The sequence below is a fragment of the Pseudomonas sp. ESBL9 genome, from assembly GCF_036668715.1.
GTDB classification, from domain to species: domain Bacteria; phylum Pseudomonadota; class Gammaproteobacteria; order Pseudomonadales; family Pseudomonadaceae; genus Aquipseudomonas; species Aquipseudomonas lundensis.
Genome location: NZ_JAZEVV010000009.1, coordinates 73364 through 88367 on the forward strand (window position 1 = coordinate 73364; position 15004 = coordinate 88367).

A 15004-nucleotide genomic window follows, 5' to 3' on the forward strand; every position below is an offset into this window, starting at 1 on the left:
ACCTCTGATCAATGCCGCCAGAAGGCCGGGATGCACAGCACGAACACGGTAATGATCTCCAGTCGCCCCAGCAGCATGCCCAGCGACAAGATCCACTTGGCCGCATCGGGCAGGCTGGCGAAGTTGCCGGACGGGCCAATGGTTTCGCCCAGCCCCGGCCCCACGCCGGACACCGTGCTGGCTGCGCCGGTCAAGGCGGTCATCCAGTCCAGCCCCAGCAGCGACAGCGCCAGTGCAATGACGCAGATGGTGATGGCAAAAAAGAACGAAAACGTCAGAATCGAGCGTACGATTTCTTCGTCGAGCCGATGGCCGTTGTATTTCTGTTTGATGACGGCGCGCGGGTGAATCAACTGATTAAGGTTGGCCTTGAGCAGGATGTACGCGACCTGAAAGCGGAAAATCTTGATGCCGCCTGCTGTCGAGCCGGAACAGCCGCCGATAAAGCCCAGATAGAAAAACAGCATCAGGGAGAAATTGCCCCACAGGCTGTAGTCGCCCAGCGCAAAACCGGTGGTCGTAACCACTGACGTCACGTTCAGCGCCACGTGACGGAACGCTTCCCACCACGGCATCTGGGTGGTCCACCACAGCCACGCACTGAGCACCAGCCACGTCACCACCAACAGGCCAAGCAGGCCTTGCACTTGCTGATCCTTGATCAATGCCTTTCGGTGACCGCGCAGTGTGGCGACATAGAGCGTAAACGGCAGGCTGCCCATGATCATGACGCCGATGGCCACCCAGTGCACCGCCGGTTGCGACCATTTGGCCAGCGACTGATCGGAGGTCGAGAACCCGCCGGTGGAAATGGCTGACATCGCATGGTTGATTGCATCGAACACGCTCATCCCGGCCCACCAGAATGCGAGGCTGCCGATGATCGTAATGCCGACGTAGGTCGCCACAATCAGGCGCGCCACCATGTGGGAACGTGGCATGACTTTTTCGGAGCGGTCCGAGGACTCGGTCTGGAACAGGCGCATGCCACCGATGCGCAGCAACGGCAAGATCGCCACCGCCATGCCGATAAACCCGATGCCGCCGAGCCAGTGCAGCATGGAACGCCACATCAGAATGCCGGGTGACAGGGTGTCCAGGCCGCTCAGGACAGTGGAGCCGGTGGCGGTGATGCCGGACATGCTTTCGAAGAACGAGTCGGTGTAACTGATGTGCTGGGTGAGCAAAAACGGCAGCGCGGCAAAGATGCACACGATGACCCAACTCGACACCGTCAGCAGGTACATGTCACGCGGGCGCAGGTGCACTTGCTCGGGACGGCCCGGTAGTACCAGCGCAAGACCGGCGACGAAGGTAATCAGGCTGGCCCACAGAAAGGACGGCAGATCGCCCAGATGGTCATAAATGACCAGGGTGAGCATGGGCACGGCCATGCTGATTGCCAACGTAATCAGGAAGATGCCGATTACAAAACCGATGATGCGTAGAGTCGGCAACGCCATGAAGTCAGCTCGGGCATGAAAGAGGGGCGCCATTCTACCTGTGGGTCTGGCTATGTAAACCGCCAGACATTGAGGAGATACCGTTAGAATAGCCGCACATTTTCTTCAGGAGGTGGCCAATGGAGGCTCTCGACGCTTTGCTCAATCGTGTTTCTGCCCCGCGCCTGGTTGAACCGGCGCCCACGGCCGAGCAACGTGACGTACTGTTTGCGGCCGCCCTGCGCGCGCCGGATCATGGGCAATTGCGCCCTTATCGGTTTTTGAGCATCGAAGGCCAGGCGCGCAACCGTTTGGGTGAGGTTCTGGCGCAGGCCGTGCAGGCCCAGGGTGGCGAAGTGACCGAGGCTGCGCTGGATAAAGCACGTGCCATGCCGCTGCGCGCGCCGTTGGTGGTGGTGGTGATTGCACGCTTGCAGGATCACTTCAAAGTGCCCAAAACCGAGCAGTTGATTACCGCTGGCTGCGCGGCGCACGCCATTGAGCTGGCGGCCTATGCCCAAGGCATTGGCGCCGTGTGGCGCACGGGCGAGTTGTCCCATGCCCCGTTGGTCACCGCCGCGTTGGGCTTGCAAGCAGGCGAAGAAATTATCGCGTTCCTGTACCTCGGCACACCGCTCAAAGAAATGCGCGATGCGCCCAAGGTCGATACGGCCGAGTATGTCCAGGTGTGGTCAGCTGCCAACTGATCGCCAGCCCCCTCGCTGAGGGGGCGGCGCAGGGCTGCGTCACAGGTTGCCGTCGGGGACGAGCGGCAACTCCAGCGTGGCAATAAACCCGCCTTCTGGATGGTTGGCCACCATCAGTCTTCCGCCATGCCGTTCGGCGGCGCGCCGGGCGATGGCCAGTCCAAGGCCATGGCCGGCGGCCGCCTGACCGGGCGCGCGAAAGAACGGCTCGCCCAGTTGAGCCAGGTGCTCGGGTGCCACTCCAGGGCCGTGATCGCGCACGCTCACGTTGATGTGTTCCCCTTCCCGATACGCCCTCAACTCAATCGGCTGGCCCGGCGGGTTGAAGCGTTGCGCGTTACGCAGCAGGTTATCCACCGCGCGCTCAATCATGGTGGGCCAGCCTGTCAGGCTCAGCCCCGGCTCTGCCGCCACCTCAACCCGTTGCTCCGGTGCGCTCAGCGCCGCGTCTTTTTGCAGGTTATGCAGCAAGGGGTTGAGGTCAACGTGCTCGGCACTGGCCTGATCGGCGTCGACCCGGGCCAGCGTCAGGATTTCACTGATCAGGGACTCCAGCCTGTCACATTCACGGGTCAGGCGTGGCCATAGCTTTTCGCGTTCTTCGGGGCCCGCGCGTTCAGCCAGCGCCAATGCGATGCGCAGGCGCGCCAAGGGTGAACGCAGCTCGTGGGACACGTCGCGCAGCAGTTGACGCTGGCTGCTGATCAAACTTTGCAGGCGCGCGCCCATGCGGTTGAAGTCGGTGGCCAGTACGCCAAACTCGTCGCGCCGCGAAGCCAGTCGCGCCAGGCTGTTCTGCTGGTAGGTGGTTTGCCCCAAGTCATGCACGGCCACGCGCAGGCGGCTGAGCGGGCGGGTGATGGACAGGGTCACCAGCAGGCTGAAGAGGGTCAGCACCACCAGCGCAATGCCCAGCGCACTCAGCGGCCAGATCAGGCTTTGACGATGCCAGGCGTCCAGTTCGGGGTGCGGTATGCGGTAAATCAGCAGGTACGTGTCGGCCGTTTGCGGGCTGGTGTATTCGACGGTCAGGCGACGCCATGGCAGCGGGTCTTCACCCGGATGCTGGCGAGCCTCCCAGGCAGCCGCCCGGCGCGGGAAGGTGCCGCGCACCACGGGGTCGCCGCTTTCGTTCAGCACCTGCACGTCAATGTGATAGCGGCGCTTGCGCCGCTCAAGAAATTGTTGGGCAGCGTCTGCGCCCTGGGTCTCATAGCGCTGGGTCCATTCCTGGGCCAGATTTGAAATGCCGGGGTGACGGCTCAAAATCCACGCGTCCTGGTTGAGCATATGCCCCAGCAACAGTGACAGCCCGGCGACCAAGGCTATCGCCAGCCAAAAGCTGGCTAAAATGCGCCAAAACAGTGATCGCACGGTAGGTCCTCATCGTGACGTGAGTGAAACGCGCAAAGCCCAACGGCTGGGGGGCCGTTGGGCTTGGCAAGTGCGCGGATTATTGCGCTTTTTGGTCTTTCTGCGCTTTCCAGTCTTTGAACTCTTTCCACTCAGCCTTGCGTTCGGCGCGCTGCTTTTGCATCTCGTCGAAGCGTTTTTGCTGTTCTGGCTTGAGCAGGGCACGAATGTCCTTCTGGGTTTTTTCGTGCTTGGCTGCGATTTCGTCTTTCAGCGCTTTTTGATCAGCGGCTGGCAGTTTTTCCAGGTATTTGTCGACCAACTGTTTGCGTTCGTGCATTTGCTCGCCCATCAGCTTGCCGATTTGCTGGCGCTGTTCGCGGGTCAAGTCCAGTTGGCTGTAAGGTGCGTCGCCGCGACCATGGTGTTCACCGCCGTGACGTGGCCCCATTGGGCCTTCGCCACCGGGCATGGCCATTGCGACGGTTGGCAGTGCTGCAGCAAACATCAAAGCAATAAGCGTCTTACGCATGGTGTGTCTCCTTTTAGTACGTTCCGGTGAATCCGGATGCGCTCAGTTTAGGGAGATCAAGGTCAAGCGCTGTCAGCCAAGCGTAAAGCTTGAGTAAAGAGAGGGTTGCGTCGGGTTTACACGGGCGCGTCAAGCGCTATAGAAATACCCGCGGCTGCGCAGCGCCACAATGCGCGGGCGTCCGTCGGGGTGCGGGCCGATCTTCTTGCGCAGGTTGCTGACATGCATGTCCAGGCTGCGGTCATACAGCGTCAGTTTGCGGCCCAGCGCCAGTTGCGCCAGTTCCTGCTTGTCCAGCGGCTCACCCGGTTGGCGCAACAGGGCTTCGAGGATGCGGCTTTCGGAGACGGTCAGGGTGATGTCATGGTGATTGATGGTGACCACGCCGCGCATCGGGCTGAAGCACAGGTCGCCCAGCTCCATCTGGCTCGACGCGGGCGCCGGGTGGCTGCGGCGCAGCACGGCACGCAGGCGGGCGGTCAGTTCCCGTGGGTCGCACGGCTTGGCCAGGTAGTCATCGGCCCCCAGTTCCAGCCCCAGAATGCGGTCCAGCGGCTCGCCTCGCGCCGAAAGCATCAGCACCGGCAAGTCGGGGTGGTCGTTGCGCAATTGTTTGAGCAGCTCCAGGCCGCTGCCGTCGGGCAGCATGACATCCAGGACCACGGCGTCAGGGCTTGATTCGCTCAACGCCTTGCGTGCGCTCAAGCCATCGTGACAGGCGCGCACGTGAAAACCTTCCTGGCTCAGCCAACTGGTCAGGAGTTCACACAACTCCTGGTCATCATCTATCAGTAACAGGTCGCTCATGACTCACTCTATTTATAGCCATTGCCGACGCTGTTTACGTCCGCCGCCGGCGAAGATACCGCAGAGTAGGGCCAATAGGGCAACTGCGCCACCAATCACAAACCACTGTTGCGAATCAGTCAGCAGTTTAAAACCGGGGTTGGAGGCGGTTTTGTCGAGCTGCTGCCTGAGCTGCTGGTTTTCCTTGCGCAGTTGCGTCAGTTGGCTGCTTTCACGTGAGGCGTCGGCATTTTTCAGGGCCTGACTCAGTTCGCCGCGCAGGCGTTCACTGTCGTCCAGGCGCTGTTGCAAGTCAGTGATGCGCGCGCCAGCACTCAATGAGAGCGGCACGGAATTATCGGGGGCGGGAGCGTCTTCAGCTTGGGCGAGGTGGCCCAGCGAGAACATGATCAACAGCACACACAGCAAACCTTGGCGCATCGCAACTCCTCATTCCTGACGGGATTCGGAGAGGTTGTCGGCCGTTGATCGGGAATAATGAGGCCAGAAACATGCAGCGAGCCGCGAAGGCGGCTTCGCTGCATATCAGGTTTAAGGCAGGACTTGCTTGAACGGTTTAACGATCACATGGGCGTACACGCCCGCTGCGATGTACGGATCGGCGTCGGCCCACGCCTGCGCGGCGCTCAGCGAGTCGAACTCGGCGACAATCAGGCTGCCGCTGAAGCCGGCCGCGCCCGGATCATTGCTGTCGATGGCCGGGTGCGGGCCCGCCAGGACCACGCGGCCTTCATTTTTGAGTTGCTGCAAGCGCTCAAGGTGCGCCGGGCGAGCCGCCAGACGTGCTTCAAGGGAGTTGGCGACATCAGTGGCAATGATTGCGTAGAGCATGTCAATCCTCGGTTTTGGAGGTTGGAGTGTCGGAATCATGCAGGTGGCGCGACAGGTAAATGCCCTGACCTACCAGGAACAGCACGGTCAGGCCGAGGCTGCCGAAGACTTTGAAGTCGACCCAGATGCTTTGAAAGGTGAACGCCACGAACAGGTTGGCGGCCCCGCAGAACACAAAGAAGGCGATCCACGCCAGGTTCAGGCGCGTCCACACCGCATCCGGCAGGGTCAGGGCGTGGCCCATGACGCGTTTGATCAGCAGGGTGTTGCCAATAAAGTGGCTACCGGCAAACACCAGGGCAAACAGCCAATTCACCACGGGCGCTTTCCATTTGAGGAAGGTCTCGCTGTGGAACGCCAGCGTCAGGCTGCCGAATACCAGGCAGGCAATCAGCGTCAGCCATTGGCTTTTTTCGAGTTTGCGTTGTTTGAAAAACAGAATGCCGTACACCACCACAGAGCTGGCGATCAGCATGGCGGTCGCGCTGAAAATGCCGCCGAAGGTCAGGCTATGGCCGGCGATCTCTACGATGCGGGGTTCGATTTTGTAGACGATGAAAAACAGGAGCAGCGGGATGAAGTCGATGAATTGTTTCACAGTGGCAGCCAGAAGCAGGATGTGGCGGCATAATAACAAACATCAATGACAGCGAAAGCGTCAGCTAGAGGTTATTAAATTCCCGTGGAAATTGACTTGCATTGCCATAGCACAGCGTCTGACGGCGCTTTGGCGCCTGCGGTTCTGGTGGCGCGTGCGTACGAGAAAGGTGTGCGAGTCCTGGCCCTGACCGATCACGACACACTTGAGGGCCTTGATGAGGCCCGCACAGCGGCTCAGGCGCTGAACATGCAGCTGGTTAACGGCGTTGAACTGTCCTGCACCTGGGGCGGCGCCACGATTCATGTTTTGGGTTACGGTTTTGACGTGCAGGCCCCGGCGCTGGTGCAGGCCATTGCGGCGCTCCATGAGGGGCGTTGGCTGCGCGCCGAAGAGATCAGCCGCAAGCTGGCCCTTAAAGGCATGCCCGGCGCCCTCGAAGGCGCCCGCGCCATTCAGGCGGCGCTGGGTGACAGCGGTAATGCCCCGGCACGTCCGCATTTCGCTGATTTTCTGGTGGGCGCCGGTTACGTCAAGGACCGCGCCGAAGCGTTTCGCAAATGGCTGGGCGCGGGCAAGTTGGGCGACGTCAAGCAGCATTGGCCGACCCTGGAAGAGACCGTGGGCACCTTGCGGGCAGCCGGGGCCTGGGTCAGCCTGGCGCACCCCTCGCACTACGATTTCACCCGCAGCAAGCGTCGGCGTCTGATTGGCGACTATATTCAAGCGGGAGGTCACGCCATCGAGGTGGTCAATGGCTATCAACCCGCTGATCAAGTGGGCAGCCTGGCGATTCTGGCCCGTGAGTTCGGTTTGCTGGTGACGGCCGGCAGCGATTTTCATGGCCCGGGAGGCTGGTCTGAGATCGGCGAATACCGCCCGCTACCGGACGACCTGCCGCCTTTGTGGTCCCGTTTCAAACTGGACCCGCCCACAGCCAACGTCTGAACAGGTACACAACGTGAGTCAATTTTTCCAGATTCATCCGGAGAATCCTCAGCCGCGTCTGATCAAACAGGCGGTCGAGATCATTAAAAAAGGCGGTGTGGTGATTTACCCCACCGACTCGTCCTACGCGGTCGGTTGCCAGATGGGCGACAAGCATGCGATCGAACGCATCAAGCGCCTGCGTAATCTGGACGACAAGCACAACTTCACTTTGATGTGCAGCGACCTGTCCCAACTGGGCCTGTTCGCCAAGGTCGATACCGGCACGTTCCGCTTGCTCAAGGCCCATACGCCGGGGCCGTACACCTTCATTCTCAACGCCACCCGTGAGGTGCCGCGCCTGCTGCTGCACCCCAAGCGGCGTACCATCGGCATGCGTGTGCCCAGCCATCCGCTGGCCCTGGCCCTGCTGGCTGAACTGGACGAGCCGTTGATGAGTGTGACGTTGATTCTGCCGGGTGAAACCGAGCCGATGGAAGACCCGTACGAAATCCGCGATGCGCTGGAAAAACAGGTCGACCTGATCATTGATGGCGGTTTCGGTGGGCACAAAGCCAGTACCGTGATCAGCCTGGTGGATGACGAGCCGCAGGTGGTACGGGTCGGCTGTGGTGATCCGACGCCCTTTATGGTCGAGGCCTGATGTCTGACGTTGAAGTGATTGAACCGGTTGACCCGCAAGCCGATGCGCAGCAAGAGCTGCCGTTCGCCATGGTCTACGGCCAGGCCGTCATTGAAATGCCGCAAGACCTGTACATCCCCCCGGATGCGCTGGAGGTGTTTCTCGACGCGTTCGAAGGCCCGCTCGACTTGCTGCTGTACCTGATCCGCAAACAGAACATCGACATCCTCGACATCCCGGTGGCGGAAATCACTCGCCAGTACATGGGCTATGTCGAGCTGATGAAGACCGTGCGCCTGGAGTTGGCCGCCGAGTACCTGGTGATGGCAGCCATGCTGGCCGAAATCAAGTCGCGCATGCTGCTGCCGCGTTCGGCCGAGGTGGAAGAGGACGAGGGCGATCCGCGTGCCGAACTGATTCGTCGCTTGCAGCAGTACGAGCGTTTCAAAGCCGCGGCCGAAGGCATTGATGGCCTTGAGCGGGTAGGGCGCGACGTGTTTGTGCCCAAGCTTGACGCCCCCCAGGCCCGGGCGCGCAAGCTGGTGCCGGACGTGGCGCTTGAAGAGTTGTTGATGTCGATGGCCGAGGTGCTACGCCGCACCGACATGTTTGAAAGCCATCAGGTCAGCCGCGAGGCCCTGTCCACCCGCGAGCGCATGAGCGATGTACTGGAACGCCTGAAGGGCGGTGGCTTTGTGCCCTTTGTCGAGCTGTTCACGGCAGAGGAAGGGCGTTTGGGGGTGGTGGTGACGTTTATGGCCATCCTGGAGCTGGTCAAGGAATCCTTGATCGAGTTGGTGCAAAACGAGCCCTACGCGGCGATCCATGTGCGGGCGCGAGCCGAATAAAGAGCTGAAACCATGAATTTGACTGATCCCCGCGAGCTGGCCCCGTTGCTGGAGGCGTTTCTGTTGGCCTCGGGCAAGCCGCAAAGCCTTGAGCGTTTGTTTGAGCTGTTTGAAGAAGGCGAGCGCCCGGAACCGCCGGTGTTCAAAAAAGCGCTGGAACTGCTGCGTAAATCCTGCGACGGCCGGTCTTTTGAACTCAAAGAGGTGGCGTCCGGTTACCGCCTGCAAATCCGCGACACGTTTTCGCCTTGGGTCGGGCGATTGTGGGAAGAGCGGCCGCAGCGTTACTCCCGCGCCATGCTCGAAACCATGGCGCTGATAGCCTATCGCCAACCGATCACCCGTGGCGAGATCGAAGACGTGCGGGGCGTGGCGGTCAATAGCCACATCGTCAAAACCCTGCTCGAGCGCGAGTGGATTCGCGTGGTGGGTTATCGCGAAGTGCCGGGCCGTCCTGCGATGTTTGCCACCACCAAGGCATTTCTCGACCACTTCAACTTGAAAAACCTCGACGACCTGCCGCCGCTGGCCGAATTGCGCGAGCTGGAGCCCGACCCGATTCTCGATTTCGACGATGCGCCTGTGCCCGAGCACATTCAGGCATTGGCGGACGAAAGTGCCGAGCCCGAGGAGCCGAAGGACGAAACCAGCTTCCGTACCTTGCTGACGGAACTGGACTCCATGGAGGAAGGTCTGAAAATCGACTTTGACGACTTGCTGCGTGAGGACCTGGCCAAAGAGGCGTTCACGCCTGACGGTGCGGTTGAGCCTCAAGCCGCACCCGCCCTGCAGCCAAGCGATGCCGAGCAGGCGCGCAGCCAGTTGCTGGCGGCGGTGGCGGCGCTGGAGTTGCCGCCCGCGCTGAGCGACGAAGAGGCCGAAGCGAGGGCGCTGGCCGAAGCCATTGAGCAGGAGCGTCTCGAACGCGAAGAGTGATCCGGCCTCGCGCCCGCACGTTCTCACCGACAACACGTAACGGGAGCACAGCTGATGAGTTCAATCAAAGATCCCTGCATCGGCGTCTGCAAGTTCTGCGAGGACGTCTGTATCGGTTGCGGACGCACCCAGCGTGAAATCAAGGCCTGGAAAAAGCTCGACAAAGACGAAAAGCGAGCCGTGCTGGCGCAAGCCGACCTGCGTTTGCTCACGCTTGACGCCACCGGCCGGCGGAAAAAGAAATAGACCGGGCAGAACAGGCCCGGCCTTTGATGCGAAATACGCAAGATCAGCGTATGATTCTCGACCCTTTGGCGCGCAGTCGTGTGCCAAGGCCCATTTTCAACACTTCAGGCGCCCGCCTGAATTGACACACCGGGAGGTGCCCAGATGAGTGATTTAACCCCTAAAGACGACCAGGAAATTGGCCCAGCAGGCGAGAAACTGCAAAAAGTCCTCGCCCGTATTGGCGTCGGTTCGCGCCGCGACGTAGAGGCCTGGATCAGCCAGGGCCGGATCAAGGTCAATGGCAAGGATGCAACGCTGGGTTTGCGCGTTGACCTGCATGACGCCATTTCCATCGATGGCAAAGTGATCAAGCGCGAAGAGGCCGCCGAATCGGTGCGCCGCGTGATCATGTACAACAAGCCCGATGGCGAGATCTGCACCCGTGACGACCCGGAAGGCCGTCCAACCGTATTCGACAAGCTGCCGCGCCCTAAAGAAGGCCGCTGGATCAACATCGGCCGTCTCGACATCAACACCACCGGATTGCTGATGTTCACCACTGACGGTGAGCTGGCCAACCGCCTGATGCACCCGTCCTACGAAATGGACCGTGAATACGCGGTACGTGTGCGTGGTGAAGTGGATGACGAGATGATCGAGCGCCTCAAGGCGGGCGTGGTGCTGGAAGACGGCCCGGCGCGTTTTACCGACATCAAACAGGCACCGGGTGGCGAAGGTTTCAACCACTGGTACCACTGCGTGGTGATGGAAGGCCGTAACCGTGAAGTGCGTCGTCTGTGGGAATCCCAGGGGCTGGTCGTCAGCCGCCTGAAGCGCGTGCGTTTCGGTCCGGTGTTCCTGAACTCGGACTTGCCGATGGGTCGCTGGCGTGAAATGAGTCAGTACGAGGTGGATATCCTCAGTGCTGAAGTCGGCCTCACCCCGGTGGCCATGCCTGAGATGAACGCCAAGAGCAAAGACAAGCTTGAGCGTATGCAGCGCAAGTCGTCGCGTCCTGTGGCACGCGCTGATCGTGTTGCCCGTACCTTGCGCCCTGCCAACGGTGAGCCTGCTGCCCCGCGTCCTGCGCGTCAGCCGCACATTGAAGGCGAGCGTCCGGGTCGCCCGGCCCGTGACGAGGCCGCGCGTCCTGCACGCAAGCCTGCCGGTCGCACGGACCGTGTGCCGGCCGGTCGCGGTGCGCCGGTTGCCGAGCGCCCGAGCGAAGTGAACAAGCGCCCGACCAAGCCGTCCCGTCAGGGGCCAAAGCTGGTTGACGATGCGCCGTCCGGCAAGCGTCGTGGCGCACCCGCAGGTTCCGGTCAGCGCCCTGGCTTCGGTCGTCGCAAGCCGCAATAAGCGTTTAACGCCGTTAAAAAAAACGCCAACCTTCGGGTTGGCGTTTTTTTTTGCCTGCACACGTCGTTCCGTGGGGCACTGTGGTCGCGGCGTTGAAGCGCCCACGCAACGCCCGGTTAATCATTGAAAATCAATGAATTAGGCCTGCGGCAATCGGTCGCTGAGCACCGCAGGGCGTTTAGGGTGGCAAAAAAACGTTACAAAGCGTCAAGTAAACGTGACGTTCTACGCCGTTTATCGCCCTCGGCCGTGAATTATTCGGTTTATGTATAGAAAATGTTCCGCGTTTTACAGATTTGTGACGTTTGAGGCCGCATCTGCGGCTTGTTTCGTGTTGCAAGCGGCGGTGTGATGGGATCTTGCCTTCGAGCAGGTGTACAATGCGCGGCGTTTTACCTGTGACTCAATTGCGTACCCGCGCATTTTGCGCTGCTCGGCGATGTGCTGATTGGCCAAAACCTCAAGGCAAACCCGCCTTGTAAACTCCGCAATGCCATAAGCATTGCGGGTTCGATTCCGTCACAGATAAAAACAAACAGGTGACGCATGACTCGTGAAACAACCTTGGATTCCTGGCGCCTGCGCTGGGGTTTGATTTGTGTTGTAGACCCTTCGATCACTGCCGGTGCTCAAGCGAAAACGCACTGAACGACATCAAACCTTGTGTGGGACCCTTTTCAATGAGTGGACAAACCTCGCATTCGGGCGAGCTTAAACGCGGCCTGAAAAATCGTCATATCCAACTGATCGCCCTCGGTGGCGCGATTGGTACAGGCCTGTTCCTCGGTTCGGCCGGGGTCCTGAAATCGGCGGGCCCGTCGATGATTCTGGGCTATGCGATCTGCGGCTTTATTGCCTTCATGATCATGCGCCAACTGGGCGAAATGATCGTCGAAGAACCGGTAGCCGGTTCTTTCAGCCACTTTGCACACAAATACTGGGGCGGTTTCGCCGGCTTCATGTCGGGCTGGAACTGCTGGGTGCTGTACATCCTGGTGGGCATGTCGGAGCTGACCGCGGTCGGTAAATACGTGCACTACTGGTGGCCCGAGATCCCGACCTGGGCCTCGGCGGCAGCGTTTTTCGTGTTGATCAACGTCATCAACCTGACCAACGTCAAAGTCTTTGGCGAGGCTGAATTCTGGTTCGCCATCATCAAGGTCGTGGCCATTGTCGGCATGATCGCGCTGGGCAGCTATTTGCTGGTCAGTGGCAGCGGCGGCCCGCAAGCATCGGTCAGCAACCTGTGGGAGCATGGTGGCTTCTTCCCCAATGGCACCACCGGTCTGGTGATGGCCATGGCGTTCATCATGTTCTCTTTCGGCGGGCTCGAAATGCTCGGTTTCACCGCCGCTGAAGCCGACAAGCCGCGCACCGTGATCCCTAAAGCGATCAATCAGGTGATTTACCGCATCCTGATTTTCTACATCGGTGCCCTGGTGGTGCTGTTGTCCCTGACGCCGTGGGATTCGCTGCTTGAAACCCTGAACGCCGGTGGCGACAGCTACAGCAGCAGCCCGTTCGTGCAAGTGTTCTCGATGCTGGGCAGCAACACCGCGGCACACATCCTCAACTTTGTGGTCTTGACCGCAGCGTTGTCGGTGTACAACAGCGGCACGTACTGCAACAGCCGCATGCTATTGGGTATGGCCCAGCAAGGTGACGCGCCAAAAGTACTGTCCAAAATCGACAAGCGTGGCGTGCCGGTGAACTCGATTCTGGCGTCGGCGGCGGTCACGGTTATCGCGGTGCTGCTCAACTACCTGATGCCCCACGACGCCCTGGAACTGCTGATGTCGCTGGTGGTGGCTACCCTGGTCATCAACTGGGCGATGATCAGCTTTTCCCACGTCAAGTTCCGCCAACACATGAACAAAACGGCGCAAACCCCGTTGTTCAAGGCCCTGTGGTACCCCTACGGCAACTATGTTTGCCTGGCGTTCGTGGCGTTCATTTTGGTCATCATGCTGATGATTCCCGGCATCCGCGTGTCGGTTTACGCGATCCCGGTGTGGGTGATCTTCATGTGGGTCTGCTACCTGATCAAGAGCAAGCGCGAGGTACACGCCTCGGCAGCCGCTTACAGTTCAGCCAAATAAGCTGAGCGGTTGGTCATGACAAACCCGGCCATTGCGCCGGGTTTGTCGTTTGTGGGGTATCCTGCACGCCCTGATCAAGGACCCTTTTTAATGCTGGTCATCTCCAACAACGTCCACATCCCCGACGCCGAGATCGAACTCACGGCCATCCGCGCCCAAGGGGCGGGCGGGCAGAACGTCAACAAAGTTTCAAGCGCCATGCACCTGCGCTTCGACATCCCCAACTCGTCCTTGCCGCCGTTCTACAAAGAGCGGTTGCTGGCGCTGCGTGACAGTCGGATTACCGGCGATGGCGTGTTGATTATCAAGGCGCAGCAATACCGCACCCAGGAGCAAAACCGCGCCGATGCCCTTGAACGGTTGCTTGAGCTGATCGTCAGTGCGACCAAGGTTGAGAAAAAGCGTCGCCCGACCAAGCCGACGTTGGGGTCAAAAACCCGTCGGCTGGAGTCCAAGAGCAAGCGCGGCAACCTAAAGGCGGGGCGCGGCAAAGTGGATTTCTAGGTGCCGCGCGTCAGCGACTGCGTGCCTGCCGGTACAAATACAGGCTGAGCATCAGCCCGCTGAACGCTGCCAGCGCGGCAAACAGGAAGATGGACGCAAAGCCGAAACCGGCCGCTACCGCGCCCACCAGCGGTCCGGTAATGCCCAGTGACAAGTCGATGAACAGCGAATAAGCCCCGACGGCCGCACCGCGACTGGAAGCAGGCACCAGGTTCACCGCTTCGACGCCCAAGGCCGGGAACACCAGCGAAAAGCCAAACCCGCTCAGCGCCGCGCCAGCCAGTGCCAGTTGTGGATTTGGCGCCAGCCACAGCAGCAGCAAGCCCACGGTTTCGACGCTCAGGCAGGCGATCGCTACTCGAAAGCCGCCCAGGCGATTGATCATGTTGCCGAACAGCAGTCGCGCGCCGATAAAGCTGGCACCGAACAGGCTCAGGCACAGGACGGCGTTTTCCCAGTGTTGGGTCGCGTAATACAGGGTGATGAACGTGGCGATGGTGCCAAAGCCGATGGAGCCCAGTGCCAGCCCGGTGCCATGGGGCAGCACCCGGCCCAGCACATGCAGGAACGGCAGGCGCACGCCACTGACAATCGGCGCGGCCAGTTTGGGCCACGCCAGCAGCAGCCCCAGCGCGGCCAGGGCGATGATGCTGGCGCCCATGCTCCACATGCCCCAGTGGTTGACCATCATCACCCCCAAGGGTGCGCCGACGGCGATTGCGCCATAGCTGGCGATGCCGTTCCAGGAAATCACCTTGGCGGTGTTCTGCGCACCGACGCGGCCAATGCCCCAGCCGATGGAGCCCGAACCCACCAGGCTTTCAGCGCTGCCCAATACCAGTCGCCCGATCAGCAGGCTGGTAAGGCTCAGTGCAGGCATGGCCGACAGCCAGCTGGACACCAGCATAAAAACGCCGCTCACCCCGCACCCGGCCAGGCCATACATGACGGCGCGTTTGCTGCCCAGGTTGTCGATGATGCGGCTGGCGTATGGGCGGCTGAGCAGTGTGGCCAGGTACTGCACGCTGATCACCAGCCCGGCGATGACCGTGCCGTAACCCAAGTGGTTGTGCACGTAACCGGGCAAAACCGCCAGCGGGATGCCGATGTTCAGATAACCAATAAAGGTAAACAGAACGATGGACACCACCTGCAGGGTGATCGCCAGTGGACGTTGTTCGGTCATGGGG

The 15004-nt window shown here is 60.6% G+C and carries 17 protein-coding genes; 9 read left to right on the forward strand and 8 right to left on the reverse strand.

The window, feature by feature from the left end:
* Positions 1–8 precede the first annotated feature (8 nt).
* Positions 9–1463 (reverse strand): TrkH family potassium uptake protein, encoded by a 1455-nt coding sequence (locus V6F78_RS20360; RefSeq protein ID WP_169839136.1) that lies wholly within the window; start codon positions 1461–1463, stop codon positions 9–11.
* 119 nt (positions 1464–1582) lie between these two features.
* Between V6F78_RS20360 and V6F78_RS20365 the strand changes: the two genes are divergently transcribed.
* Positions 1583–2149, forward strand: a complete 567-nt coding sequence (locus V6F78_RS20365) for an NAD(P)H nitroreductase (RefSeq protein WP_047276024.1) — start codon at positions 1583–1585, stop codon at positions 2147–2149.
* Positions 2150–2188: 39 nt separating this feature from the next.
* Here V6F78_RS20365 and V6F78_RS20370 read toward each other — a convergent pair whose 3' ends face one another.
* The 6 genes from V6F78_RS20370 to V6F78_RS20395 form a co-directional block, all read right to left on the reverse strand.
* Positions 2189–3523, reverse strand: coding sequence for a sensor histidine kinase (locus V6F78_RS20370; RefSeq protein ID WP_047280891.1), 1335 nt, complete (start codon positions 3521–3523; stop codon positions 2189–2191).
* Between the two features lie 79 nt (positions 3524–3602).
* Positions 3603–4034, reverse strand: a complete 432-nt coding sequence (locus V6F78_RS20375; protein WP_047276020.1) for a Spy/CpxP family protein refolding chaperone — start codon at positions 4032–4034, stop codon at positions 3603–3605.
* Between the two features lie 129 nt (positions 4035–4163).
* Positions 4164–4841: a response regulator transcription factor gene (locus V6F78_RS20380; RefSeq protein ID WP_048375764.1), complete on the reverse strand. Its 678-nt coding sequence runs from the start codon at positions 4839–4841 to the stop codon at positions 4164–4166.
* A 12-nt stretch (positions 4842–4853) separates the two neighbouring features.
* Positions 4854–5261 carry a translation initiation factor 2 gene (locus V6F78_RS20385; protein ID WP_203305402.1) on the reverse strand — a complete coding sequence of 136 codons (408 nt, stop codon included), beginning with the start codon at positions 5259–5261 and terminating at the stop codon, positions 4854–4856.
* Positions 5262–5372: 111 nt separating this feature from the next.
* A complete protein-coding gene (locus V6F78_RS20390) occupies positions 5373–5672 on the reverse strand; it encodes a YciI family protein (protein ID WP_048375761.1) in 300 nt (99 codons plus the stop codon).
* Between the two features lies 1 nt (position 5673).
* On the reverse strand, positions 5674–6270 hold the full coding sequence (locus V6F78_RS20395; RefSeq protein WP_047276011.1) for a septation protein A: 597 nt from the start codon (positions 6268–6270) through the stop codon (positions 5674–5676).
* An 84-nt stretch (positions 6271–6354) separates the two neighbouring features.
* Between V6F78_RS20395 and V6F78_RS20400 the strand changes: the two genes are divergently transcribed.
* From V6F78_RS20400 to arfB, 8 genes are all read left to right on the forward strand, one after another.
* The gene (locus V6F78_RS20400; protein WP_047276010.1) at positions 6355–7218 is read left to right on the forward strand and encodes a PHP domain-containing protein; all 864 of its coding nucleotides are present in this window, start codon (positions 6355–6357) and stop codon (positions 7216–7218) included.
* Between the two features lie 13 nt (positions 7219–7231).
* Positions 7232–7861 carry an L-threonylcarbamoyladenylate synthase gene (locus V6F78_RS20405; RefSeq protein WP_047276131.1) on the forward strand — a complete coding sequence of 210 codons (630 nt, stop codon included), beginning with the start codon at positions 7232–7234 and terminating at the stop codon, positions 7859–7861.
* 128 nt (positions 7862–7989) lie between these two features.
* Positions 7990–8688, forward strand: a complete 699-nt coding sequence (locus V6F78_RS20410; RefSeq protein ID WP_162841639.1) for a segregation and condensation protein A — start codon at positions 7990–7992, stop codon at positions 8686–8688.
* A 12-nt stretch (positions 8689–8700) separates the two neighbouring features.
* The gene (gene scpB, locus V6F78_RS20415) at positions 8701–9624 is read left to right on the forward strand and encodes an SMC-Scp complex subunit ScpB (protein WP_047276135.1); all 924 of its coding nucleotides are present in this window, start codon (positions 8701–8703) and stop codon (positions 9622–9624) included.
* A 54-nt stretch (positions 9625–9678) separates the two neighbouring features.
* The gene (locus V6F78_RS20420; RefSeq protein ID WP_047276002.1) at positions 9679–9870 is read left to right on the forward strand and encodes a DUF1289 domain-containing protein; all 192 of its coding nucleotides are present in this window, start codon (positions 9679–9681) and stop codon (positions 9868–9870) included.
* Between the two features lie 144 nt (positions 9871–10014).
* Positions 10015–11211, forward strand: coding sequence for a 23S rRNA pseudouridine(2605) synthase RluB (rluB, locus tag V6F78_RS20425; protein WP_047276000.1), 1197 nt, complete (start codon positions 10015–10017; stop codon positions 11209–11211).
* Between the two features lie 680 nt (positions 11212–11891).
* Positions 11892–13310, forward strand: coding sequence for an amino acid permease (locus tag V6F78_RS20430; RefSeq protein WP_047275998.1), 1419 nt, complete (start codon positions 11892–11894; stop codon positions 13308–13310).
* 90 nt (positions 13311–13400) lie between these two features.
* A complete protein-coding gene (gene arfB, locus V6F78_RS20435) occupies positions 13401–13814 on the forward strand; it encodes an alternative ribosome rescue aminoacyl-tRNA hydrolase ArfB (RefSeq protein ID WP_047275997.1) in 414 nt (137 codons plus the stop codon).
* A 10-nt stretch (positions 13815–13824) separates the two neighbouring features.
* On the opposite strand, the gene V6F78_RS20440 is transcribed toward arfB, so the two are convergent.
* Positions 13825–15000 carry an MFS transporter gene (locus V6F78_RS20440; RefSeq protein ID WP_048375756.1) on the reverse strand — a complete coding sequence of 392 codons (1176 nt, stop codon included), beginning with the start codon at positions 14998–15000 and terminating at the stop codon, positions 13825–13827.
* Between the last annotated feature and the right edge of the window lie 4 nt (positions 15001–15004).

Bases quoted from the DNA above. Each gene is read 5' to 3' on its own strand.
- rluB (WP_047276000.1), top strand. From the start codon at position 10,015: ATGAGTGATTTAACCCCTAAAGACGACCAGGAAATTGGCCCAGCAGGC.
- V6F78_RS20380 (WP_048375764.1), bottom strand. From the start codon at position 4,841: ATGAGCGACCTGTTACTGATAGATGATGACCAGGAGTTGTGTGAACTC.
- V6F78_RS20365 (WP_047276024.1), top strand. From the start codon at position 1,583: ATGGAGGCTCTCGACGCTTTGCTCAATCGTGTTTCTGCCCCGCGCCTG.
- V6F78_RS20385 (WP_203305402.1), bottom strand. From the start codon at position 5,261: ATGCGCCAAGGTTTGCTGTGTGTGCTGTTGATCATGTTCTCGCTGGGC.
- V6F78_RS20430 (WP_047275998.1), top strand. From the start codon at position 11,892: ATGAGTGGACAAACCTCGCATTCGGGCGAGCTTAAACGCGGCCTGAAA.
- V6F78_RS20360 (WP_169839136.1), bottom strand. From the start codon at position 1,463: ATGGCGTTGCCGACTCTACGCATCATCGGTTTTGTAATCGGCATCTTC.
- V6F78_RS20420 (WP_047276002.1), top strand. From the start codon at position 9,679: ATGAGTTCAATCAAAGATCCCTGCATCGGCGTCTGCAAGTTCTGCGAG.
- arfB (WP_047275997.1), top strand. From the start codon at position 13,401: ATGCTGGTCATCTCCAACAACGTCCACATCCCCGACGCCGAGATCGAA.
- V6F78_RS20440 (WP_048375756.1), bottom strand. From the start codon at position 15,000: ATGACCGAACAACGTCCACTGGCGATCACCCTGCAGGTGGTGTCCATC.
- V6F78_RS20375 (WP_047276020.1), bottom strand. From the start codon at position 4,034: ATGCGTAAGACGCTTATTGCTTTGATGTTTGCTGCAGCACTGCCAACC.
- scpB (WP_047276135.1), top strand. From the start codon at position 8,701: ATGAATTTGACTGATCCCCGCGAGCTGGCCCCGTTGCTGGAGGCGTTT.
- V6F78_RS20390 (WP_048375761.1), bottom strand. From the start codon at position 5,672: ATGCTCTACGCAATCATTGCCACTGATGTCGCCAACTCCCTTGAAGCA.